Consider the following 23,245-nt stretch of genomic DNA (forward strand, 5'->3'; position numbering starts at 1 on the left):
TTACATCAGACGGCACGATGGGGCATCACGTCGCAGTGCTGCGGACCCGGAACAGTCGAGTCGACCGCGTGTGCAGAGTATTCGGCCCTGGTGGCCGAGTCGGCAACGGGCGCAACGTGTTCCCGCAGGGGCATGGCATCATCGTCCCCCGGACAGTGCCTCGCCACTGCGCCATTACAGTCAGCCGCCTCGACCGTCGGTGCAGCGCAGTCACATCAGGCGGCATGCAACGGACGGTCGTCGCGGTACGGCAGGCCCACGATGGCCGAGTCGAACACAGGTGCCGAGCTTTCGGCTCCCGTGGCGGGCACGTCGGCCGCGGTGTGTTTTCCCGACGTGGCCATGCATGAGCGGGGTGTCGCCGCCGTGCGACGGATCTGGCGCGGTCGCGTCGACTGCGGGTGCCGAGCATTTTCAGCAAGAGGCGTCCCAGTTGCCGATGTGCGCAGTGTCCTTGCGGAAGTTGGTTCCTGTGGGCTCGACGCCACCGCATGGCAGGCGTCGGCGGGCGCTCGAATCGAGGCCGGTTGCAGCGAGATCGTCTCCGGCAGCAGGTGGTGGCGTGGTTTCGCGCGGCGAGTGCGGGCGGACAACCGGGCCGACCGCCGGTGCCGATCATTCCCATCCAGCGGCGGTCGAGTTGCCGACGGCCGCCGTGTCCCCGAGTTGGGTGGTGCAGGAGGGGACGGCGCCACGGTGCGGCAGGCGTCGGCGGGCGCTCGAATCCACCGTTGGAATGGCCTCGATGTGGCGCAGCAGGTCCTCGGGGCGGACGCGATCTGCGCGGTGTGGCGGTGGGCGCGCCGTGACGAGGGCGTTGCGACAGTGTTCGCCTGTTTGGCGCTGGCGGCGCTGATCGGCGCGACGCTCTTGATCGCTCAGTTGGGGGCGGTGGTTGTGGCGCGGCATCGGGCGCAGTCGGCGGCGGATCTGGCGGCCCTGGCGGCAGCCGGAGAACTGATGCATGGGGCCGATGCCGGATGTGCGGAAGCGGGGGAGATCGCGCGCCGGATGGGAGTGCGGATTCAGAACTGTGAAGTCGTGCAGTGGGATGCGACCGTCACGGTTGAAAGGAATGTACCAATGGGTCTGTTGGGAAAGCAGACTGTTCGCGCGGTTGCTCGTGCTGGACCTGTAGAAGATGGAGTGTGACCGGTACGTACATGCACTCGCCAGTGGTACCTCTTGATGCCGGAATTCGGTAATTGCGATGGTCGAATAAATGCGCCATTGTCTCAATTTACTTAGTAAGCACAGAAGGCAATCGAATGAATCTGCACGTCGGGCGCTAATGCCCGTGGCAATACCTCAGTTAACATGAACCCAATCCTCTTTATTCGGCGGTCCGACACGACCGGCGTCGCCGAGTGCGGCGCGCCGACACGCGCCGATAATCCCTGGTGACCAGCAGAAAGGTGGACGAGCGATCACATTCGGAGTTCGGCGCTGTCACGAATCGACCGCGACGGCCTTCACCACGCCATCAGTCGCCCGTATCGGCCGCCAACTCGCCCAGAACCGCGGCCAGCAGGCGGGCCGCACCCGCCTTGTCCAGTGGATGATTGCCATTGCCGCACTTCGGTGACTGCACGCAGGACGGGCACCCGACCGCACAGGTACACGTCTCGATCACCGCGAGCGTCGCCGACAACCAGCGATGTAGCTGCGCGAACCCGCGCTCGGCGAAGCCCGCACCACCCGCTTGGCCGTCGTAGACGAACACTGTCGGCAGTCCGGTATCGGGATGCTCAGCAGTGGAAACGCCGCCGATATCCCACCGGTCGCACGTCGCGACCAGCGGCAATAGGCCGATCGCCGCATGTTCTGCGGCGTGCAGCGCGCCCGGCACCCGCGGCGTATCCACGCCTGCGGCGACAAGCAGTTCGGGTGTCACCGTGTAGAGCACGGCGCGGGTGGGCAGCGTCTGCTCCGGCATATCCAGCTCGACCAGGTCCAACACCTCACCGGTCCGCAGCGTGCGCAGGTAACCGATCACCTGGCTGGTGACGCTGACCTGCGCCAATGCGGTCGTCACTCGGCCGTGTCGGCGCTGTTCGGTCACCGCGTCGACGGCGATCGAGGTGACCTGTCTGGCGCTGGTGGTCCACCCGGGATCGGTATTGCGCACGAAGGCCACTCCGCCGTCGAGATCCAGCTCATCGACCAGGTAGATATCGCCTTGATGCAGGTGAACGGCACCTTCGTGCAGTGTCGCGCGCGCTCGCCCTGCATCGGCGGTGCCGAGTAATCTGCCGGTCTCGCTATCGACGATGGCAACGGGTGTGCCGATGCCCCCGCGCACGTCGACGGCGTCGTGCGGCTGCGCCTCGGCCGTCGCGAACCAGCGTGCGCTGCCGTCCCGCACCGCGCCGTTCCTGCGACGAATTAATCCCTGACCTGCGAGATCGGTGAGCACCTCGTGCGCGCCGAGCGCATCGACCTCATCGTCGGTCAGCGGCAGTTCCAGCGCCGCGCACAGCAATTGCGGGCCCAACACATAGGGATTGTGCGGATCGGTGATGGTGGCCTCGATCGGCTTGTCCAGCAGCGCCTCCGGGTGGTGGACCAGGTAGGTGTCCAGCGGATCGTCCCTGGCCACCAGTAGCACCAGCGATCCCTGCGTGCGCCGCCCCGCGCGCCCGGCTTGCTGCCAGAACGAGGCGACCGTGCCCGGAAAACCCGAGATCACGACCGCATCCAATCCCGCGATATCGACCCCGAGCTCCAGGGCATTCGTAGTGGCGGCACCCAGCAGCGAACCATCCGACAGCGCTGCCTCCAGTTCGCGTCGATCCTCCGCGAGATAACCCGCCCGATAAGCGGCGACCCGCTCGCTCAGCGCCGGATCCACATCGGCGAGCAGCTTGCGAGCCTCGATCGCCGCCAGTTCAGCGGCCCGCCGTGACCTGACGAATGCGAGTGTGCGCGCCCCCTCGACCACCAGATCGGCCATGATCCTGGCCGCCTCAGAGGTCGCGGATCGCCGAACGGGCGCACCGTTTTCGCCGGTCAGAGTGGTCAACAGCGGCGGCTCCCACAGCGCGATGGTGCGCGAGCCCTGCGGTGATCCGTCCTCGGTGACCGCGACGCAGGGCGCGCCGATCAGCCGGGATGCCGCGGCCGCGGGCTCGGCCGTGGTCGCCGAGCACAGGATGAATACGGGGTCCGCGCCGTAATGGGCCGCTATGCGCCGCAGTCTGCGCAGTACCAGCGCCACGTGCGAACCGAATACGCCCCGGTAGGCATGGCATTCATCGACCACAACGTAGCGCAGCCTGCGCAGCACTCTGGCCCAGCGCTGATGGGAGCGCAGCATGCCGACGTGCAGCATGTCGGGATTGGTGAGGATGAACCTGGCATTCGCGCGTACCCATTGCCTGACCTCGGCCGGTGTGTCGCCGTCGTAAGTGGCCGGATGGACATCCCGCAACGGCCCCTCATGCGTCAATTCCGCTATTGCCCGCAGTTGGTCGGCGCCCAATGCCTTGGTCGGCGCGAGATAAAGGGCAGTGGCGAGTGGATCTTCGCGCAATGCGGTGAGGACCGGCAGTTGGTAGCCGAGCGATTTCCCGGATGCTGTGCCGGTGCTGACCACCACGTGTCGCCCGCTCACGGCGAGGTGGGCGGTGTCGGTCTGATGGCTCCACGGCGTCTCGACTCCGGCGGCTCGTAGCGCGTCGACGACATCGGCCGAGGCCCAATCGGGCCAGGTAGTGGTGTTCGCGGGCCGCGCGGCGAGCTCGACGACATGGGTCAGTCGGGAGTCGTCCTCGGGGCCGCCGTCAAGGACACGATTCAGCAACGATCGCCCGTAACTTCGGCCGTTGCTGGCGCGTGGCCGACTTACCGGTCCGGTCGGATTCACGACTCGGACTCCGCGACACGCACAGAAAGTGTGAAACGTGTGCGCTTGTGAAACCCTGCCTGCCATTTCGATACCAAATAGCGACCTGGGTCACAGGCTGTTTGCCAGACACTGGCTCGGTTATCCGTAAGCAAACGAACCACAAGTCTGGATTCCGGCATTGTGTCCCTCACCTGCGCATTCGCAAGATCAACTTTTTTGCAAATTGTCGGTAACTCGACTGTTGAATTGCTCGAAGACATGGTTCACTAGTTCCTGGTCGCAAGCTTCTGTGTTCGAGGGACGGATCCAAAGTCCAAACCGTCAGCAGGATCGATGTTGCGAACGGTGTGCTTGGTGCTTTCCTGCAGGGGGAACCAACAGTACAACGGTCGGAACGGACCCGGTGGATGAACCTACTTGTCCGCCGTTCCGGTAAGAAAAGAGAAGGAACAGAATGGCACAGGGAACTGTGAAGTGGTTCAACGCGGAGAAGGGGTTCGGCTTCATCGCGCCCGAGGACGGCTCCGCTGACGTCTTCGTCCACTACTCCGAGATCCAAGGGTCGGGCTTCCGCACCCTCGAGGAGAACCAGAAGGTCGAGTTCGAGGTTGGCCAGGGCACCAAGGGCCCGCAGGCCACCGGAGTTCGCGCGCTCAGCTGAGCGGCGCAACAATCCGCTCGTCCCTCACCACCGGTAACGGAGGTGAGGGACGAGCTATATCTGGGGTAAGACAAAAACCGACGCGGACCTGCGGTGCGGCCGTATCGCGGCAGGCACTGCATACTGATCACCAGCGACGCAGGTACGCTCTGTGGTTCGAGTCGCAAGCGCTCGGCCACACGTCGCGTCAAGGTATAAACGTGTCTGGTGGCAACGTCCTCCCCGTCGCCGCCGCTTGCCCCAGCCGCGCACAGCGCGAAAATGCGCCGCGCGGGTCGATAAGGAAAGGTGTATTCGCCGGTGGCAACACGAGACCGCGGTGCAGCCGACCAGGGCCGTCCCCTGCGTCGTCTCGTGATCGTCGAGTCCCCGACCAAGGCCCGCAAAATAGCGCCCTACCTGGGTCGCAATTACACGGTCGAGGCCTCGGTCGGTCATATTCGGGACCTGCCGCGCGGTGCGGCGGATGTGCCCGCCAAGTACAAGGGGCAGTCCTGGGCGCGCCTCGGTGTCGACGTCGACAACGACTTCGAGCCCATCTATGTGGTGAGTCCGGATAAGAAGGCCAAGGTCTCCGAGCTCAAGAGCCTGTTGGCCGATGCCGACGAGCTCTATCTCGCCACCGACCCCGACCGGGAGGGCGAGGCCATCGCCTGGCACCTGTTGGAGACGTTGAAGCCCAAGGTGCCGGTGCGGCGCATGGTGTTCCACGAGATCACCGAGCCCGCCATTCTGGCCGCCGCGGCCGATACCCGCGATCTGGACAACGATCTGGTCGATGCGCAGGAAACCCGACGCATCCTGGACCGGTTGTACGGCTACGAGGTCAGTCCGGTGCTGTGGAAGAAGGTCATGCCGCGGTTGTCGGCTGGCCGGGTGCAGTCGGTCGCGACCAGGGTGATCGTGCAGCGCGAGCGCGAGCGGATGGCCTTCCGTTCGGCCGAGTACTGGGATATCGCGGCGAAGCTGGACGCGGGCGGCGAAAACGGCGATGCCACCAATCCGCGCACCTTCGGGGCACGTTTGGTCAGCGTCGATGGGACCAGGGTGGCCACCGGCCGGGACTTCGGACCGGACGGGCAGCTCAAGGGCAATGGCGTGGTCGTTCTCGACGAGCCCTATGCCCGTCGCCTCGCCGAGGCGCTCGAGGGCGCCGATCTGGTGGTTTCCTCCGCGGAGGCGAAGCCGTATACGCGCAAGCCGTACGCGCCGTTCATGACCTCGACGCTGCAGCAGGAGGCGGGCCGCAAACTGCGGTTCAATGCCGAGCGCACCATGCGGGTCGCGCAGCGGCTGTACGAGAACGGCTACATCACCTATATGCGAACCGACTCGACCACGCTGTCGGAGTCGGCGATCGCCGCGGCCAGATCGCAGGCGACCCAGCTGTACGGCGCGGAGTATGTGCATCCCACGCCGCGGCAGTACACCCGCAAGGTGAAGAACGCGCAGGAGGCGCACGAGGCGATCCGTCCGGCGGGCGATACCTTCGCGACCCCGGGCCAGTTGCACGCGCGGTTGGACAACGACGAGTTCCGGCTCTATGAGCTGATCTGGCAGCGCACGGTCGCCTCGCAGATGGCCGATGCCAGGGGCACCACGCTGACGCTGCGTATCACCGGTGTCGCGGGCACCGGCGAGGAATGCGTGTTCTCGGCCTCCGGTCGGACCATCACCTTCCCGGGCTTCCTCAAGGCTTACGTCGAGAGTGTCGACGAAGAGGCGGGCGGTCAGTCCGATGACGCCGAATCCCGGCTGCCCGCACTCGACGAGGGCGAGCGCGTCACGGCGGTGGAGCTGAATCCCGATGGGCACAGTACGAATCCGCCCGCGCGGTACACCGAAGCGTCGTTGATCAAGACACTCGAAGACCTCGGTATCGGTCGGCCCTCGACGTATTCGTCGATCATCAAGACGATTCTCGACCGTGGGTATGTATACAAGCGTGGCAGTGCGCTGGTGCCGTCGTGGGTCGCGTTCGCGGTGGTCGGTCTGCTCGAGGCCTATTTCGGTCGGCTGGTCGACTTCGACTTCACCGCCGCGATGGAGGACGACCTCGATGCCATCGCTGGCGGACGTGAGCAGCGCGGAAATTGGTTGTCCAGCTTCTATTTCGGTGGCGATCACGGCGTCGAGGGTTCGGTCGCGCGCTCCGGCGGTCTGAAGCGGATGGTCGGCGAGCGGCTCGACGATATCGATGCCCGCGAGGTCAATTCGATCAAGCTGTTCGTCGACGACGAAGGGCGCGACGTCGTGGTCCGAGTCGGTCGTTTCGGACCGTATCTGGAGCGAATGGTCGCCAATCCCGATGACCCCGAAGGGGATTCGATATCGCAGCGGGCGAATCTGCCCGATGATCTGCCGCCGGACGAGCTGACCGCGGAGGTCGCCGAGAAGCTGTTCTCGACACCGCAGGAGGGACGACTGCTCGGTAAGGATCCGGCGACCGGACACGAAATCGTCGCCAAGGAAGGACGTTTCGGGCCGTACGTCACCGAGATCCTGCCGGAGCCCGCGGCCGAGGACGCGCCCGCGCCCGCCAAGAAGACCGCGAAAAAGGCTGCGGCGCCCAAGCCGCGGACCGGATCGCTGTTCAAAGATATGGATCTGGCGACGATTACGCTCGACGATGCGCTGAAGTTGTTGTCGCTGCCGCGTGTTGTCGGTGCCGACCCGGCCTCCGGTGAGGAGATCACCGCGCAGAACGGGCGGTACGGCCCATATCTGAAGAAGGGCACCGATTCTCGTTCGCTGGCCAATGAAGATCAGATCTTCACCGTGACCCTGGACGAGGCGCTAAAGATCTACGCCGAGCCGAAGCGGCGCGGACGCCAGGCCGCCAGCGCCGCGGCGCTGCGCGAACTGGGGAACGATTCGGCCACCGGTAAGCCGATGGTGATCAAGGACGGCCGATTCGGTCCGTATGTCACCGACGGTGAGACCAATGCCAGCCTGCGCAAGGGCGACGAGGTCGATTCGATCACCGACGAGCGGGCCTCGGAACTGCTCGCCGATCGGCGCGCGCGTGGTCCGGTGAAGAAGACGGCCAAGAAGGCGGCGGCGAAGAAGACTCCGGCCAAGAAGGCGACGGCGGCGAAGAAGACCGCCGCCAAGAAAACCACCGCGAAGAAGACGGCCGCGAAGAAGGCCTGACGGTTTGGTCGGTGCCTTGCCGTAGCCTCGCCGCGGTATCGAAGCTCGACCGGGAAGGGGACCGCCATGGCGATCGATCAGGAGCGCGAAGATCTCATCCTCGCGCTCGACAGTCAGCGCGAGCTGTTCCGAATCACCCTGCGGGGTATCGATGAGGAGCAGGCGCGGCAGCGCACCACCGTCAGCGAGTTGACTCTCGGTGGACTGTTGCACCATGTCGTCAACTGTGAGCGGCACTGGACGAAGGTCATCGTCGAGCGCGATGAGACGGCCGAGCAGGAACTGGCCGAATTCGAGGGTGAGTATGTGATGGCGCCCGAGGACACGGTTGCGGGGCTGCTGGCCAACTGGGACGAAGTGGCGGAGGCGACCGCGAAGCTGATTCGTAGCGATCCGGATCTGAGCACGTCCATTCCGACCCCGACGACGCCGTGGACCCCGGACCGCGTGTGGTGGACCGTGCGGTTCACGCTGCTGCATGTCCTGCGCGAGATCACCCACCACAGTGGGCACGCCGACATCATTCGAGAGGCGCTCGACGGCGCCAATACCACCTACCAGCGAGTCTGATTCGGATCCGTCCGGCCGGGACTGTCGGTGGGGGCGGTTAGGGTGTACGACGTGGCGGGTGTCTTCGATCGGCTGGTTGGGCAGGATGCGGTCGAGTCCGAATTGCGGGCGGCCGCGGTCGCCGCGCGCGGGGGGACCGGCAATGGTGCGATGACCCATTCGTGGCTGTTCACCGGGCCGCCGGGATCGGGGAGATCCGTTGCGGCGCTGTGCTTTGCGGCCGCGCTGCAGTGCACGGACGAGGGTGCGGTCGGCTGCGGTCGGTGCCATGCGTGCACGACCACGATGGCCGGAACGCACGGCGATGTGCGGCGGGTGATTCCGGAGGGGTTGAGCATCAGCACCAAGGAGATGCGCGAGATCGTGCAGATCGCCTCGCGGCGGCCGAGCACCGGTCGCTGGCAGGTGGTGCTGATCGAGGACGCCGACCGGTTGACCGAGGCGGCGGGCAATGTGCTGTTGAAGGTGGTCGAGGAGCCGCCGGATCGGACGGTATTCCTGCTGTGCGCGCCGTCGGTGGATCCGGAGGACATCTCCGTGACACTGCGGTCGCGCTGTCGGCATGTGCATCTGGTGACGCCCTCCGTGCCCGCCATCGCGCACGTGCTGCGGGAGCGCGACAAGCTCGATGAGAAGACCGCAACTTGGGCGGCATCGGTGAGCGGCGGTCATGTCGGGCGGGCTCGGCGGTTGGCCACCGATGAGCAGGCGCGTGCTCGTCGGCAGCGGGCGCTGGCGTTGGTCGGTGCGGTTTCGCGGCCCGGTGCCGCCTATGCGGCCGCGGATGAATTGGTGAAGTCCGCCGACGACGAGGCCAAACAGATGAGTGCGGCGCGCGACGAACGCGAGCGCGAAGAGCTGGCGACCGCACTCGGCGCGGGCGGCACCGGCAAAGGCGCCGCGGGTGCGACCCGAGGCTCGGCCGGTGTCCTCAAGGACTTGGAGCGCAGGCAGAAATCCCGCGCCACCCGCACCGGCCGCGATGCCCTCGACCGCGCGCTCATCGACGTCGCGGGCGTCTACCGCGACGCGCTCGCCGTCCGCTTCGGCGCCGCCCGCAACGGTTCCGGCGTCACCCTCACCCACCCCGATATGTCCGACCAGATCCACGACCTCGCCGACCGCGTCCGTCCCGAGGGCCTGCTGCGCTCCATCGAAGCCGTCCTCGCCTGCCGCGAGGCCCTCGACCTCAACGTCAAACCCCGCTTCGCCGTCGCCGCCATGGTCGCCACCCTCATCTCCGCGCAGTCCGCGTGACCGCTGCGACCCGTTTTCGCATCTGGTAGGCGCGGGGACCGCCCTCGCCCACGACGAGCCCTACTATCTGCGGACTCATGAATGCAATGAATGGCTCCACATGCTGCGCGTGCGGCTCGGCGAGCACGATGTCGTCATGGACGCCGATGAGGCAGCCGATCGGCGAACGCATCCACGTCCGCGTCTGAACCTCCCGCCGCCGACGCCGCCGCACCAAACGCCCCTGATCGCCGCTACCCGGCGGTTTCAGTCTTCGGGGAGGAGTTGCTGGGACAGGTGTTCCTGGGCCAGGCGGCGCAGTGCGGACAGTAAGGTGTCGCCGAGCAGCGTTCCGACGATAGCGGTTTCGGTCATGCGCTCGAGGCTGGGCTCGCTGCGGACCAAGCCGATATCGGTGGCCGCGATCGTTTCGGAGGCGGTGGCGTAGTCGTCCATCGCAGCGACCACATCGGCGTGCCCGAGCAGCCGCAGCGCGGCGCAGACGTCGATCAGGGTCCGCCGCGCCGGGCTCTGCTCATCGACCTGCCAGCCGCGCCGGGTGAGCAGTGCCTCGACGTCCGCGGTTGCGGCTCCCTGCTCGTGTTCGCCAACCGGCGAACGACGTCCGCCCAGCGCGTACAGCACTTCGCCGACCGACTCCCGCACGGTCAGCTTGCCGGTGTCGAGCACGGCAAGCAGTTCGCTGGCCGCGTCGACCGACAAGCCGCCGATGTCGAGCAGCGCCCGGATCAGGCGCAGCCGGTACACGTGGTCTTCGCTGTATTCCACCTGGTTGCGGTGGGTGCGGACGCCGGAAGGCAGTAGGCCCTCGCGCACGTAGTACTTGATCGTTGCGGGAGGGACCCCGCTGGCGCGGCTGAGTTCAGCGATCCGCATGGCACTCCTGGTTCTCGAGATCGACTCGGCTCCGATTATTGACAGCTGGAAGTTCAGCTACCTACTATTTGCTGATAGTAGAACTATCGATACTTAAGGTTACGACAATTCGATCCCATCGACCGGGAGTCACTCATGAACACAGAATTCGCCGAGACCACAGGTGCGAGCGAGGCAGTCATCGACGCTGTCGCCGCAACGGCCAGGTTGACCGCAGCACTGCGTGCCGCCGAGTCGGCGCGCCCGGACCGTCTGTTCCACGATCCGTTCGCCGCCCGATTGGCGGGTGTGGCCGGTGCGGAACTCCTCGACCAGCTCGGCATGCGCGACAGTCCGATAATTCCGGTGCGTACCAAGTACTTCGATGACACGATCGCCGAAACCGTCAGCAGCGGCATCCGACAGATCGTCGTTGTCGCTGCCGGTATGGACGCCCGCGGATACCGGCTCGACCTGCCCCTCGACACCGTGCTGTTCGAACTGGATCGGCCGAATCTGTTGCGCCTCAAAGACGAATTGCTCGGCGCGGCGAAGCCGATCGGCACACGGCTACCGATCGGTGTCGACCTCGCGACCGACTTCACCGTCGCACTGGTAGACGCCGGATTCCGGGCCGACCGGCCCACGTGCTGGCTGGTGGAAGGTCTCACCCCATATCTCACCGAATCCGAAGTGCACCAGATGATCGACCGACTCTCGAGTCATTCCGCCACCGGGAGCCATCTGCTCATCGACTTCGTCGGCACCTCGCTGCTCGAATCCCCGGCCATGCGCCCCATGCTCGACAGGCTCGCCGAACGTGGCATGACCTGGCTATACGGGACCGAACAGCCAGAAGCCCAGCTCGAGAACCGTGGCTGGCGGGCCACGGTGACCAGGATCGGAACGGTCGGCACCAGCATGAATCGCTGGCCGTTTCCGGACGCGCCCCGTGGCACTCCCGGCGTCCCCCAGGGCTACCTCGTCCACGCCACAAGATAGTTCGGAGACGGCTGTGTATTCATTGCAGTGGCACCGCCCGCTGATGCTGCTCGCCATCGCGATGGCGATGCTCACCATCGTCGCGATCGGGGGAACGGTCATCGACGATCGAACCCTGACGGGGCTGCCGATCTGGGCCAAGGCGGTGAAGTTCGCCCTCTCGGTGCTGATCTACGCCGTGACGTGGGCGTGGTTGATCGACCAATTCACGCGCTGGCGCCGGATCGCCTGGTGGGCGGGCACTGTAGCAGCCCTCGGCCTCGGCCTCGAGCTGATCGTCATCGTGGTTCAGATCGTGCGGGGCACCACCAGCCACTTCAATTTCACGACTCCTGTCAATGCGGCGCTGTGGGACACCATGGGACTGTCGATCATCGTGGTGTGGCTGGCCACTTTGGTCGCTTCCTTGGCGCTGTTCCGCAACGCCACGTCCGACCCCGCCCGCAACGCCGCGATCCGCTACGGCGCTGGCTTATCCCTGATCGGGGCGGCCCTGGGAATGCTGATGGTGTTCCCGACGAAAGCCCAGCACGACACCGGGAGCGCCATCCGCGGTGCCCACACCGTCGGCCTCCCCGATGGCGGACCAGGCCTGCCGATCCTCGGCTGGAGCACCACCGGCGGTGACCTCCGTATCCCGCATTTCATCGGAATGCATGCGGTGCAGCTGCTTCCGCTGGTGGTGATCGTCCTGGAACTGGCCGCGCGCCGGATTTCCGCAGTGCGCCCGGCCTCGGTCCGGGCCGCGCTGGTCACAGCCGCTGCCGCGATCTATGCCGCCGTGCTCGCGGTGCTGACCTGGCAGGCGCTGCGCGGGCAAGCACTGATCCACCCGGACCGGCTGACACTGTCGGCAGCCGCGATCATCGCCACCGCCGCGACAGGATCGGTCCTCATGATCGTCCGGCGTCGGCCACGGGTCGAACCCACCGCGCCCGAGCCGCCTCGCACGCCGATCGGAGCGATGTGATGACCCAGTACCTGTTCGATATCACCTTCGTCACCGCCGCGCCGTTCTGGGCCCTGATGATCCTGGCACCGGGCTGGCATCGGACCCGAACCATAGTCGCCTCGCCGCTGATTTGCGTTCCGCCACTGCTGATCTATGCGGTGCTGGTGCTGCCGGAAATCGGTGCCTTCGCGTCTGCCCTGGCCAACCCGGATCTGCTTGCGGTGCAACAACTGCTGGGCGGTGGCGTCGGTGCCGCCGCGGCCTGGGCACACTTCGTCGCATTCGATCTGTTTCTCGGCCGTTGGATCTATTTCGACAGCCGGGAACGCCGCATCCATCCTGTGCTGATCAGCGTCCTGCTTGTCTTCACGATCATGTTTGCGCCGCTCGGCGTGCTCATGTACCTACTCATCCGGTCGATCCGGGCACCCCGAAAGATGCCCGTACCGATTACGTTCACGGAGGCGTAAATGGAAGTCTTGATCTTTCTGCTGGTCGTGTTGCTCGGGCTGCGCCTAGCGGGCGCGTTGGGGGCGAGCCGATTTACGCACTGGCCAACCTGCGGTGCGTATGCGCTGGCGGCGATGCTGGTACTCACCGGCACAACGCATTTCCTCCCGGACAGCCTGGCCGGCGGGCCGGCTCCTACGCACGCCGACTTCGTCCCGATGGTGCCGCCCTTCGTCCCGCTACCCGGCTTCCAGGTGTACCTGACCGGCGCACTGGAACTGCTCGGCGCGGTCGGTCTGGTCCTGACGAGAACTCGTCGCCCGGCCGGGGTCGGATTGGCGGCCCTCTTCGTTGCGCTGCTGCCCGCCAATATCTACACAGCCGTCTCCGACATCGCGTTCAACGGTGCACCGGCACCCTCACTCTGGACTCGTATACCCGAGCAACTGCTGTACATCGCGATCGCCCTGTGGGCCGCTGGACTACTCGAGCCCAACCGGCGAAGGCGTGTCGGCGCGACTACGGATTCGGCGCGATGATCCGAGCCCGTCGGCCAGCACCTCACGAACGCGGCGGCCTCCGCCGCTGGGATCGCTGCCACGGCTTGTTCGCCGGTCAGCGGCGTGCCTGCGGTTGTCGGTGCCGGATCCGGCCGCCGCGGTCTGGTCTGGTGTTCACATTGCGATGACCTCCCGTTTTCGCGATCCGACCGCCGAGACGATAGACTCGCGTGGCCGAAAGGCACGCCGCCTTAGCTCAGTCGGTAGAGCGCTTCACTCGTAATGAAAAGGTCGGGGGTTCGATTCCCCCAGGCGGCTCAATAGCATCTTGCATCCGTGGCAGTGGCTGATTTTGCGTTCGTCGCCACCGATGCCACACGTCGACCTCGAATCGGTTGCGTCCGAACCGGATTCGCCGCCCCTGCGCGGGGGCTGCGGTGACTCCGCGGGTGGTTATTCGGTCTCTTGTGTGCTCGGGTGTTCTCGCAGGAGCGCGGCGGCTGCCTCCGCGACACTGTCCGGGGTCTGGTCGGCGTGCAGGACAGCGCCTCGTTCAGTGGGGTGGAGCGGTTCGAGCGCGGACAGTTGGGAATCGAGCAGGGCGACGGGCATGTAATGACCTCGGCGCCGGGCCATTCGCTCGATCAGTCGTTCGCGGTCGGCGGTCAGGAGTAGGAAGAACACCGTCGGTGTGGAGGCGTGGAGTATGTCGCGGTAGCGTCGTTTGAGTGCCGAGCAGGCGACCACGCCGCCGGTGCCCGCGGTGTAGCGGTCGTGCAACCAGCGGCCGACCGCGAAGAGCCACGGCTCGCGATCGGAGTTGTCCAAGGGGATGCCTGAGGACATTTTGGTGATGTTCGCTGGGGGGTGGAAATCGTCTGCGTCGGCGAAGGGGATGCCGAGTCGAGTTGCCAGTAGGCGAGCGATCGTCGTTTTCCCGGTTCCGGACACCCCCATCACGACGATGCATGGTGGCCTCGGATGGTCGGGCGTATCCGATGCCTGGGAAGTGTTCATCGGCTGCGGTCGGCATCGGTTGAGACAAGTGAGCCGGCGGGGTAGTCGAGCAGGGGCACGAGGTCGCGCGACCAGGCAGATATCACCGGAGTGACGACCCGCCATGCCTGTTCGGCTTCGTCGGCGCGGATAGACAGGGCCGGATTTCCGATCAGGACGTCGAGCAGGAGCCGTCCGTAGGCGGGTAGCTCGGGCGGGTGGATCGGTGCGGTCATGGTGACCGGCACCAGGGTGTCCACGGTGGTTCCGACGACTGTGAGGGCGAGGGTCAGGCTTTCGGGGTCGAGCGTGAATCGCAGTACGTTCGGTGAGGTCGTCCCGTGGTGGCCGAAGGGCATGTGGGGCACAGGACGGAAGTGGATCGCGACTTCTTTGCGGTCTGCGCCGAGGGCTTTGCCGGTGCGTAGTACGAATGTCGTTCCGGACCAACGCCAATTGTCGAGTGTCAGTTCGATTTCGGCGAAGGTCTCGGTGCGTCGTTGCGGGTCCACGCCACGTTCGTCGATATAGGAGGGGACCTGGCGATCGCCGATCGTGCCTGCGCTGTAGCGGGCTCGGCGGGTGCGCCGTGGTATGTCGTCGTCGGTCAGGGCGCGTATCGATCGCAGCACGTCGACTTTGCGGTCGCGCAGATCACGTTCGGACAGGGTGATCGGCGGTTCCATCGCCACCAGGCACAGCAGTTGCAGGAGATGGTTTTGCACCATGTCCTCGAGTGCTCCGACGTTGTCGTAGTACCCGGCCCGATCTTCGAGGGTGAGTGTCTCGTCCCAGATGATTTCGACTTTGGCGATGTGCGCGCTGTTCCAGAGGGATTCGAGCACGCGATTGGCCAGCCTGCTGCCGAGCAGGTTCTGCACGGTCGTCATCGCGAGGAAGTGGTCTACCCGGAAGACGGCCTGTTCCGGCACCAGGTCCGACAGCAGTCGGTTCAGTGCTTCGGCGCTGGCGAGGTCCTCGCCGAATGGCTTCTCCAGCACAATTCGGCTGCCGGTGGGCAGGTGCGCTTTGTGCAGCGTCTGGATTGCCGTGGCGAACAGTCCAGGCGCAAGCGCTAGATATACCGCCACCGGACCGTCACCGGCGATCGTTTCGGCCACCTCGAGCGGGTTCTGAATGTCGGCTCGCCGGTATCGTGCCGCGGCTGTGATCGCTCGTCTGCTGTCGCCTGCTGTATTGGAGGCATGCTGATCGAGTTGGTCGGCAGCCCATGCCCGGAATCGGCTGTCGTCCCAGTCTTTCAGATCGGCACACACGAGCTGGAAACTCGTGTCGAGGTGACCGGCCTCGTGCAGCGCGGCCAGCCCCGGCAGCAGGTAACGCCCGGTCAGATCACCCGTGCCGCCGAAGATGACAAGTCGCTGGATCATCGTGGGTCCGCCTTTGCGCGAGCGAGGTTCACGCCACTGGCGATGACGCCGATGTGGCTGAACGCCTGCGGGAAGTTGCCCATGAACGCGCCGGTCGAGGGATCGATCTGTTCGGAGAACAGGCCCAAGGTGCTGGCGCGGGCGCACAGTGAGTCGTAGAGTCGCTCAGCTTCCTCGATGCGGCCCTGCAGGGTCAGATTGTCGACCAGCCAGAAGCTGCACAGCACGAAGGCGCCCTCGTCGCCCGGCAGTCCGTCGGGCGATTCGTCGTGCAGATATCGATACAGCAACCCATCTCCGGCGTTCAGTCGATCGGCCACGGCGGCGGTTGTCGCCACCATGCGTGGGTGATCGGCGGGGACGACCTGCCGCAATGGCAGCGCGAGCAGGCTGGCATCCAGGGCTCCGCCGCCGTCGAGATGGGCACTCAGCGTCTGCGCCCGATCGTCCCACGAGCGTTTCATGATGGATTCGCGTATGTGGGCCGCGGTGGCGCGCCAGGTGCCGACGGGCCCGGGCAGAGCGAAACGCTCGCCGATCGATGCGGCTCGGTCCAGTGCGACCTGGCACAGCGCAGCGCTATAGGTGAACGCGCGGCCTTGGCTGCGCACCTCCCAGATGCCTTGATCCGGTTCCTCCCACGACCGACCGGCGGCATCCGCCAAACCTGCCAGGCTCGACCACAAAACAGGCTGTATCTCTCCGCCGGCGCGCAGCCACTGATCGGCGCAGTCGAGAATCTCGCCGTAGACGTCGTGTTGGCGTTGGTCGGTGGCGCCGTTACCCCAGCGGACCGGAGCCGAACGCCGGTAGCCCTCCAGATCGGTGTCCTGTGTCTCGTCGGGCACGGGGTCGCCATCGAGGTTGTACATGATGCGCGGCCGGTCGCTGCGTTCGAATGCGTCCAGGACCCAGCCGAGGAAGGCATCGGCCTCGCCGTGAAAGCCGATGCGACGCAGTGCGAATACGGCATAGGCCGCGTCCCGAATCCACACATAACGGTAGTCCCAGTTGCGGATACCGCCGATCGGTGCCGGGATCGAGGAGGTGGGTGCGGCGACAACAGAGCCGCTGACCCAGTGATCGCACAGTTTGAGGGTGATCGAGGCACGCCGCACGAGAGGTTGCTGCGGGCCGTCGTAGCTGCACCCGGCCAACCAGGATCGCCACGCACTCGCGGTGTCGTGCAGCATCGATAGGGCGTCGAACCGATGGTGGCGGTGGAACCGTCCCCAGGACAACACCAGTTCCAGCCGTTCTCCTTGTGCCAGGTCGTAGGTCCCGCGCAGGCCGGTCATCGGCCGATTGCCGCGCAGATGCAGCCGCAGGCCCGGTTGCGACTTCGCGCGGATTTCGAGACCGCTCAACACCGGCCGTACCTCGGCGCTGCCCCGCGGCGAGACATCCACGTTCAAGCGGACGTGTCCTTCGATGACGACCGCAGAGCGAACGAGTTCGGCGCGGTCCGCCGGGGCGTCGTCGCGGAGGTCGGCGCCGGAGCGGAGAACCATCGCATCGGTCAACTGGACAACCCCGGTGTCACAGCGCAGTTCTGTTTCCAGTATCCCGGTGTCGGGTTGATATCGCTGGCGGCCTTCGAGCAGATTCGCCGATGCGACGGTGAAAGACCCGCCGCGTGCGTGATCGAGTAGTCCGCAGAACAGTGGTTCGGCGTCGAACCGTGGAACGCACATCCAGTCGATCGCACCGTCCACGCCGACGAGGGCGGCGGCCGCGCCGTCTCCGATCAGCCCGTAGTCCTCAAGCGGGAGGTATCCGTCTGAGCGGCGAATCGGCCTGAACGGTGGATCGGGATCGTGCATCTCACCTCTTCCTCAGCAGAAAGAGCGCGAAGTGGCGGCGGTTCTCAGCCGAATCGAATCAGCACTTTCACCACATCGTCGAGTTTCTTGTCCGAGACCTCGAACGCCTGCTCCATGTCGTCGAACGCGAATTCGTGTGTCGTCATATGCGTCGGATCGACTCGGCGGGACTCCAGCACGCGAAGCAGACGCTCCATGCGCAGCCTGCCGCCCGGACACAGGCCTGTCGCGATCGTCTTGTCGGCCATGCCCACTCCCCATTCCACCCGGGGGATTCGGACGAATTCTCCGTCACCGAAGTATCCGACGTTGGATATCGTTGCGCCCGGCTTGGTGATCTTCACCGCGGTCTGGAAAGTGGCATCGGCGCCGAGCGCTTCGATCGCGGTATCGACGCCTTCGCCGCCGGTCAGCTCGAGTACCCGCTCGACCACATCTTCGCTCGTGAAATCGACGATTTCGTCGGCACCGTATCGGCGTGCCAGTGACTGACGCGCCGGTACCGACTCGACGCCGATGAGCAGACCAGCACCACGCAATCTTGCCCCTGCCGTTGCCATCAAACCCACCGGCCCCTGGGCCAAGACGGCCACGGTGCCGCCGATCGGGATGTTGCCTTTTTCCGCGCCCATGAATCCGGTCGAAAGCATGTCGGCGCAGTACACAGCCCACTCATCCGGGATACTGTCCGGGATGACGGCGAGATTGGCATCGGCATCGTTGACGTGAAAATACTCGGCGAAAACACCGTCTTTGGAGTTGGCGAACTTGAAGCCGCCGAGCGGTCCCCCCGATTGCGACGGGAACCCGTTCTGCGCGGCCGAATCGCTCCAATCCGGGGTGATCGCACCTGATAGGACACGGTCGTTCGGGCGGATGTGCTGCACCTCGCTGCCGACAGCGTGCACGACCCCCACAGCCTCATGACCCAAGGTCAGGTTCTCCCGCGGGCCGATACCACCCTTGACGGTATGCGAGTCGGACGTGCAAATAAGGGCTGTCGTAGTGCGAACGACGGCGTCGAATGGGCCAGGCTCCGGGACGGGCTTCTCGGTGAACCCGACCGACCCGATCTCTTTCATGACGAACGCCTTCATCGTCCTGCCTTCCCTAACGCTCCTATGGTCGTAGAACGGCATGTCGACGGCGAATCACGGCCAATTTAGCAGCTTCGCACCCAGCTGCGAACGATTGTTACCACCGCGCGACCTCTGTTGCGGGCCATGCACCGGCCACGATGCGGTCCGGGTGCTCGTGGGAGGCCCGCCACCATCGAGATCATCGATGGGGCAGGCGGGATTTCCAGCCACGCACTCGAGGACTACAAGGCTGATCTCTTTGCGGCCGAACGTATCTGGGACTCACAACGTGGGCACGCGTCGAAGTCCATCCGAGAAGCGGCTATCACCTACGCCTGACAGCACTTACGGCGGTGACGAGCGCTACCGCTGTCGATGACACGACCCGTGACCCGATGCGGGCGGCGCTCGAAGAGTGCGATACCGACCACATCATCCGGTCCACACCACCGAGGGAAACACCGAGTCCAGATCGTCGGGTGCCTTCTCATCGGTTTTCGGCGGTGATGCCAGGGGGCGTGCGGACGTTTCCACCCGCACGCCACCGATCATCTGCAGCGGCTGACGAAATCACCTGCGTAGCAGTGGAACTGGCCGTCAGAAAGCTGCAGCCGATGCGCCGCCGCCAACTCGCCCGCGAAAGTTACTGCACCCGTGCGTATTTCTGCCCCGGTTGGTGGGGACGACTGCTACCTCGTCAACTTCGGCAACCTGTGCGGACTGTACGCATCGCTGGGATCCGTTGCGCCACAGCGGTCGTACTCCACCGCCGAGTTCGCCGTCCACGGACCGACCGAGTCCGATCTGCGAGCGTGGTTCGTGCCGTGCGGCGACCGGTCCTCACGACGGGCCGCTGCTCACAAGTCCCGCAGCAGGATGCCGGTAGGGGGCAATGCCGATGTTGGCGTCGGATAGTAGTTCGGCCAGGCCGACTTCCAGGTGTTCGGCGGTCCTCCGCAAACCGATCGCCACCGTTCGCGCGGGGGTGTCCGCGCTGCTTTCTAGTCGGATCGGGGCGATGGCCATCCCGTCGATATCGATGCGACAGATGTATGCCGAATCCTCCGCCGACTGGTCTGGGCAGGGCCTCCCGATTGTCACGAGGACCCGCTTGCCACCAACGGCGAGGGTTCTGGTTGCCAAGACCGAACCGCTCCCGGAAGTCATGGCGCCACACTATGGCGGTCCGGTTGATTGCCAGCTATTCGACAGCGTGGCGACACGCCCGAGCACGCATGTGCGCGGCACCGGGCGCCATGCGCTCAACTTTCGACAATGCCCTGTCGCCAACGAAGGCGAACGGATCGCGAGTTGTGGCTAGATCAGGCGCTACCGGCCGGGACCGCCGTGGGACTCATCTGCCACGCCTGTGCCAGGGTGTCCTTCAATTGGCGCTTCTGCCCGCGCACACTGACGCTATCGGTCCGCCGTGGGGCAAGTGCCTCGTCGAGCATTTGCAGGAACCGTCGGCGGGTCACACCGAAGGTCACGAGCAGCTCGGCGGCGGTGGCACCGCCGAACGGCGCCCATCGGATCGCAAAGGTGACCAGGGATTTCGCCGCCGTGTCGAGGGCCTTCGCGCCCGCCATGAGTTCACACTGGCGCAGCGATGTCCGCACCCACCACGCGTCGAAGCGATTCTCGACCTCGCGGCGATGGGTCGACCGCACATCGATCGAAACATTCTCGTGTTGGGGCGCGGGTCGCACGTCGGCATCCGAATCGGGCTCCGCCGGGCAGACTGTGAACACCGGGAAACGATCCACCCGAGGATGTGGCTCGAATCGCACCCGGACCGGTTGATCCGAAACAGGTGCGACGTCCCCTTCGATCGTCGCGTACACCCACGGACCCTCATCGAGTTCCACAATGGCGATCGTCAACGGCACAACCTGGGTGTGCGGTCGGCTCACACTTCGGTGTACGAGCCGCCACGACACGATCGAACCGAGACCCGAGGATGGCGACCATTCGAGGTCCCAGGACCGACACGACGAGCATTCGGCGGTCAGCGGGGGGAACAACTTGTTACATGGCCCGCAGCGCCGAATCATCATGGTGTTTTCGGCCGTGACGGGTTTGCTGGATTCGTATCGGTGCTCGTATCTGTGCTCGGACATGGAAACCTCGGTGTGATAGCCATGAATGCTGTCTCCACCGAGGATCGCCTCCGCGTCCCCACGACACGAGGGTAGAACTACCATGGGTATACCCATTTTTGCCGAGCGGTCCACTCCGACAGATGCTGTTTGCCCAGGTCGATCGGCTATCCCAGGCGGTGCGTTCGCGCGGTCCATGCGGCTATCTGGGCCCGCGAGGAGTAGCCGAGTTTGCAGAGGATGTTTTCCAGATGCCGGTCGATGGTGCGCGGCGACAGCACCAGCCGTGCGGCGATCTGTCGGTTGCTCAGCCCCTGCGTGACGAGTTCGGCCACCTGCCGCTCACGGGTGGTGAGCATGGTGTCCTCCTGCTCGTCCGGCTCCTGGACGGTCTGGCTCGGGTCGAGTGCGTAGTTGATCGCCTGCGCGAGGTCCAGCGCCGCACCGCGCGCTCTTTCCGCCCGCTGGTCCGTCGGCCGCAGCGATTGGGCGAGGGTGCGCTCGCAGGCCGAGTGCTGTGCACCAAAGTGCGGTCCGAACGCCGCGAGCGATCCGCCGATCCGCCGCCACACCGATTCGATCGCACCCATCAGTCGCGCCGCATGCCGGTATTCGCCGCGGGCGGCGGCGATCCAGGCCAGCACCTCCATGATCAGCGGCGCGCCCACATGGTCATTGAATTCGCGCTGGATCTCGAGTGCGGCGCGCTCCGATTCGGTCGCGCTGTCGTATTCACCACAGACGTACTGGTGGTAGCCGAGGGCCCAGAGTGCAAGCGATTTGGTATACCGCTCGCCCCGCTGGTCGGACAGCTCGATGCCCTGACGGGCCCTCGCGCCCGCGCTGCGGTCCCTGGCGTGCGCTTGGGCACTGGCGAGCTGGAACAGGGTCATACGGACCGCTTCGTCATCGTCGGCGTAGTCATCGAGGGTCTGCTCGAAGGCGGCGATGGCCGGTGCGAGATGTCCGCGGAACAATTCCGCTGTGCCGCGCAGGCAGCTCACCCAGGCCAGTGCGTGGCGGTCACCCACTGCCGCCGCGCCCGCCGCGCATTCGTCGAGTGCCTCGTTGGCCGCCTCGTATTCGCCCTGTAGAAATCGCACCCACCCTGCGACCCATAGCGCGGAGATCCGGCCCGGACAGGTGTCGTCCGTGACGCGCAGTGCCTTATCGATCCACCGCCGGCCCTCACCGAGATATCCGTCGGCGGTCCAGTGATAGCGCAGGGCAGTGACAAGTGCCAGCGCTTCGCGGCAGGCGGTCGGCGTGCTCGTCGCCCAGTCCAGCGCCGTTCGCAGGTTCTCGCGTTCGGCACGCAACTCGGCCAGCCCGGCGGCTTGACCAGGGCCGCTCCAGGCTTCGGCGATTTGCTCGGCGAGTGCGAGGTAGTGGTCGCAGTGCCGCTTGCACAGGGCGCCGGTCTCGTCGCGTTCGACCAGCCGTTGCCAGCCGTATTCACGGATCGTTTCCAGCATCCGATACCTCGGCGGGCCGTCGGTCGGTACGGGCGCCAGAATCGACTGCGCGACCAGGTGGTCGACCAGGTCCAGAATGCATTCACGCGGCAGATCAGGACCAGCGCAGACGCCCTCGGCAGCGGTCAGGGTGAATCCGCCCGCGAACACCGAAAGCCGCTCCCACAGCAGCTGCTCGGTCGGGAGGCACAGCTCATAGCTCCAGTCGATCAGGGCTCGCAGCGTTCGCTGCCGCGGCACGGCTGCTCGGATAGAACCGGCCAACAGCATGAACCGGTCCTCGAGTCGGTCCAGCACCGCCGATAGCGACAGCGACCGCAGCCGGGACGCGGCGAGCTCGATGGCGAGCGGAATCCCGTCCAGACGCTCGCAGACCCGCACCAACACATCCGCATCGCGTTCGGTCAAAGTCAAGTCGGGGCGCACCGCCCGAGCACGCTCTACCAGCATGGTCGGCGCATCGTAGGCGGCCAGCGCGCCGAGCGTCACCGGATCGTACGGGCTCGGCATCGACAGCGTCGGAACCGTGTACACATGCTCGCCGGCGACGCCGAGCAACTCGCGACTTGTGGTCAGAATCCGCAGTCCGGCACAGGATCGCAGCAGCAGATTGCAGAGTGCGCTGCACGCGTCGATCAGGTGTTCGCAGTTGTCCAGCACTATCAACGCCTGCAGATCGGCCAGGTGCTCGACGAGCTGGTCCTCGATGGACCGGTTCGACATGTCCACGATCGCCAGGCTGGTCAGCACCGTTTGCGCCACCAGATCGGGATCGCCTACGGCGGACAGGTCGACCATCCATACTCCGTCCGGGAACGACCGGCCGGAAACAGCTGCGACCTCGCTGGCGAGCCGAGTCTTTCCGACACCGCCCACACCGGTGAGCGTGACCAACCGCGCCGACGCGAGCAGCTCCCGGACCTCGCGGATCTCCCGTTGCCGTCCGACGAAACTTGTCACCGCGAATGGCAGGTTACCGGCCACGCGAGTGGGCCTACTTCGCCCCATGAGACCCAATCTAACCGTGCCAGGGCCTGCGCGAGGGCCCTGTTTGCGAAGGTCGTCCACCAAGCGATTGCTACCCCACCGACCCGACGCGCCGGGCGCGGTATGTGCCCTGAGCATGCGCGAGCTG

General features: G+C 65.6%; 18 protein-coding genes and 1 tRNA gene. 10 read left to right on the forward strand and 9 right to left on the reverse strand.

The window, feature by feature from the left end; all coding sequences use genetic code 11:
- Positions 1 to 747 precede the first annotated feature (747 nt).
- Complete coding sequence (locus ACQP1T_RS02300) at positions 748 to 1,152, forward strand: Rv3654c family TadE-like protein (protein ID WP_433758299.1); 405 nt, start codon at positions 748 to 750, stop codon at positions 1,150 to 1,152.
- A 331-nt stretch (positions 1,153 to 1,483) separates the two neighbouring features.
- On the opposite strand, the gene ACQP1T_RS02305 is transcribed toward ACQP1T_RS02300, so the two are convergent.
- Positions 1,484 to 3,802 (reverse strand): DEAD/DEAH box helicase, encoded by a 2,319-nt coding sequence (locus ACQP1T_RS02305; protein WP_433758300.1) that lies wholly within the window; start codon positions 3,800 to 3,802, stop codon positions 1,484 to 1,486.
- Between the two features lie 499 nt (positions 3,803 to 4,301).
- Here ACQP1T_RS02305 and ACQP1T_RS02310 point away from each other — a divergent pair, with 499 nt between their 5' ends.
- The 4 genes from ACQP1T_RS02310 to ACQP1T_RS02325 all read left to right on the forward strand — a co-directional run bounded on the left by ACQP1T_RS02310 (position 4,302) and on the right by ACQP1T_RS02325 (position 9,488).
- A complete protein-coding gene (locus ACQP1T_RS02310) occupies positions 4,302 to 4,508 on the forward strand; it encodes a cold-shock protein (RefSeq protein ID WP_011206895.1) in 207 nt (68 codons plus the stop codon).
- Between the two features lie 354 nt (positions 4,509 to 4,862).
- Positions 4,863 to 7,661: a type I DNA topoisomerase gene (gene topA, locus ACQP1T_RS02315; protein WP_433761933.1), complete on the forward strand. Its 2,799-nt coding sequence runs from the start codon at positions 4,863 to 4,865 to the stop codon at positions 7,659 to 7,661.
- Positions 7,662 to 7,727: 66 nt separating this feature from the next.
- The gene (locus ACQP1T_RS02320) at positions 7,728 to 8,231 is read left to right on the forward strand and encodes a DUF664 domain-containing protein (RefSeq protein WP_433758301.1); all 504 of its coding nucleotides are present in this window, start codon (positions 7,728 to 7,730) and stop codon (positions 8,229 to 8,231) included.
- Between the two features lie 51 nt (positions 8,232 to 8,282).
- Positions 8,283 to 9,488 carry a DNA polymerase III subunit delta' gene (locus ACQP1T_RS02325; RefSeq protein ID WP_433758302.1) on the forward strand — a complete coding sequence of 402 codons (1,206 nt, stop codon included), beginning with the start codon at positions 8,283 to 8,285 and terminating at the stop codon, positions 9,486 to 9,488.
- Positions 9,489 to 9,734: 246 nt separating this feature from the next.
- Here the strand turns inward: ACQP1T_RS02325 and ACQP1T_RS02330 are convergent, their stop codons facing one another.
- Positions 9,735 to 10,364, reverse strand: coding sequence for a MerR family transcriptional regulator (locus tag ACQP1T_RS02330; RefSeq protein WP_433758303.1), 630 nt, complete (start codon positions 10,362 to 10,364; stop codon positions 9,735 to 9,737).
- A 135-nt stretch (positions 10,365 to 10,499) separates the two neighbouring features.
- Between ACQP1T_RS02330 and ACQP1T_RS02335 the strand changes: the two genes are divergently transcribed.
- The 5 genes from ACQP1T_RS02335 (at position 10,500) to ACQP1T_RS02355 (ending at position 13,565) form a co-directional block, all read left to right on the forward strand.
- Positions 10,500 to 11,345 (forward strand): class I SAM-dependent methyltransferase, encoded by an 846-nt coding sequence (locus tag ACQP1T_RS02335; RefSeq protein WP_433758304.1) that lies wholly within the window; start codon positions 10,500 to 10,502, stop codon positions 11,343 to 11,345.
- A gap of 13 nt (positions 11,346 to 11,358) precedes the next feature.
- A complete protein-coding gene (locus tag ACQP1T_RS02340) occupies positions 11,359 to 12,315 on the forward strand; it encodes a hypothetical protein (protein WP_433758305.1) in 957 nt (318 codons plus the stop codon).
- Positions 12,315 to 12,767 (forward strand): ABA4-like family protein, encoded by a 453-nt coding sequence (locus tag ACQP1T_RS02345; protein WP_433758306.1) that lies wholly within the window; start codon positions 12,315 to 12,317, stop codon positions 12,765 to 12,767. Before ACQP1T_RS02340 ends, ACQP1T_RS02345 begins: the two co-directional genes overlap by 1 nt.
- Positions 12,768 to 13,286, forward strand: a complete 519-nt coding sequence (locus tag ACQP1T_RS02350) for a DoxX family protein (protein WP_433758307.1) — start codon at positions 12,768 to 12,770, stop codon at positions 13,284 to 13,286.
- Positions 13,287 to 13,492: 206 nt separating this feature from the next.
- A tRNA-Thr gene (locus tag ACQP1T_RS02355) sits at positions 13,493 to 13,565 on the forward strand.
- A 135-nt stretch (positions 13,566 to 13,700) separates the two neighbouring features.
- Here the strand turns inward: ACQP1T_RS02355 and ACQP1T_RS02360 are convergent.
- From ACQP1T_RS02360 to ACQP1T_RS02390, 7 genes are all read right to left on the reverse strand, one after another.
- Positions 13,701 to 14,264: a gluconokinase gene (locus tag ACQP1T_RS02360; protein ID WP_433758308.1), complete on the reverse strand. Its 564-nt coding sequence runs from the start codon at positions 14,262 to 14,264 to the stop codon at positions 13,701 to 13,703.
- The gene (locus ACQP1T_RS02365) at positions 14,261 to 15,634 is read right to left on the reverse strand and encodes a glucose-6-phosphate dehydrogenase (protein WP_433758309.1); all 1,374 of its coding nucleotides are present in this window, start codon (positions 15,632 to 15,634) and stop codon (positions 14,261 to 14,263) included. Before ACQP1T_RS02365 ends, ACQP1T_RS02360 begins: the two co-directional genes overlap by 4 nt.
- A complete protein-coding gene (locus tag ACQP1T_RS02370) occupies positions 15,631 to 17,457 on the reverse strand; it encodes a glycoside hydrolase family 15 protein (protein WP_433758310.1) in 1,827 nt (608 codons plus the stop codon). Before ACQP1T_RS02370 ends, ACQP1T_RS02365 begins: the two co-directional genes overlap by 4 nt.
- 44 nt (positions 17,458 to 17,501) lie before the next feature.
- Positions 17,502 to 18,539, reverse strand: a complete 1,038-nt coding sequence (locus ACQP1T_RS02375) for an NAD(P)-dependent alcohol dehydrogenase (protein ID WP_433758311.1) — start codon at positions 18,537 to 18,539, stop codon at positions 17,502 to 17,504.
- Between the two features lie 837 nt (positions 18,540 to 19,376).
- Positions 19,377 to 19,703 (reverse strand): hypothetical protein, encoded by a 327-nt coding sequence (locus tag ACQP1T_RS02380; RefSeq protein ID WP_433758312.1) that lies wholly within the window; start codon positions 19,701 to 19,703, stop codon positions 19,377 to 19,379.
- 155 nt (positions 19,704 to 19,858) lie between these two features.
- The gene (locus ACQP1T_RS02385) at positions 19,859 to 20,833 is read right to left on the reverse strand and encodes a Zn-ribbon domain-containing OB-fold protein (RefSeq protein WP_433758314.1); all 975 of its coding nucleotides are present in this window, start codon (positions 20,831 to 20,833) and stop codon (positions 19,859 to 19,861) included.
- Positions 20,803 to 23,094 (reverse strand): ATP-binding protein, encoded by a 2,292-nt coding sequence (locus tag ACQP1T_RS02390; protein WP_433758315.1) that lies wholly within the window; start codon positions 23,092 to 23,094, stop codon positions 20,803 to 20,805. Before ACQP1T_RS02390 ends, ACQP1T_RS02385 begins: the two co-directional genes overlap by 31 nt.
- Positions 23,095 to 23,245: the final 151 nt, after the last annotated feature.

Source organism: Nocardia sp. CA-135398, from assembly GCF_050955845.1.
Classification (GTDB): domain Bacteria; phylum Actinomycetota; class Actinomycetes; order Mycobacteriales; family Mycobacteriaceae; genus Nocardia.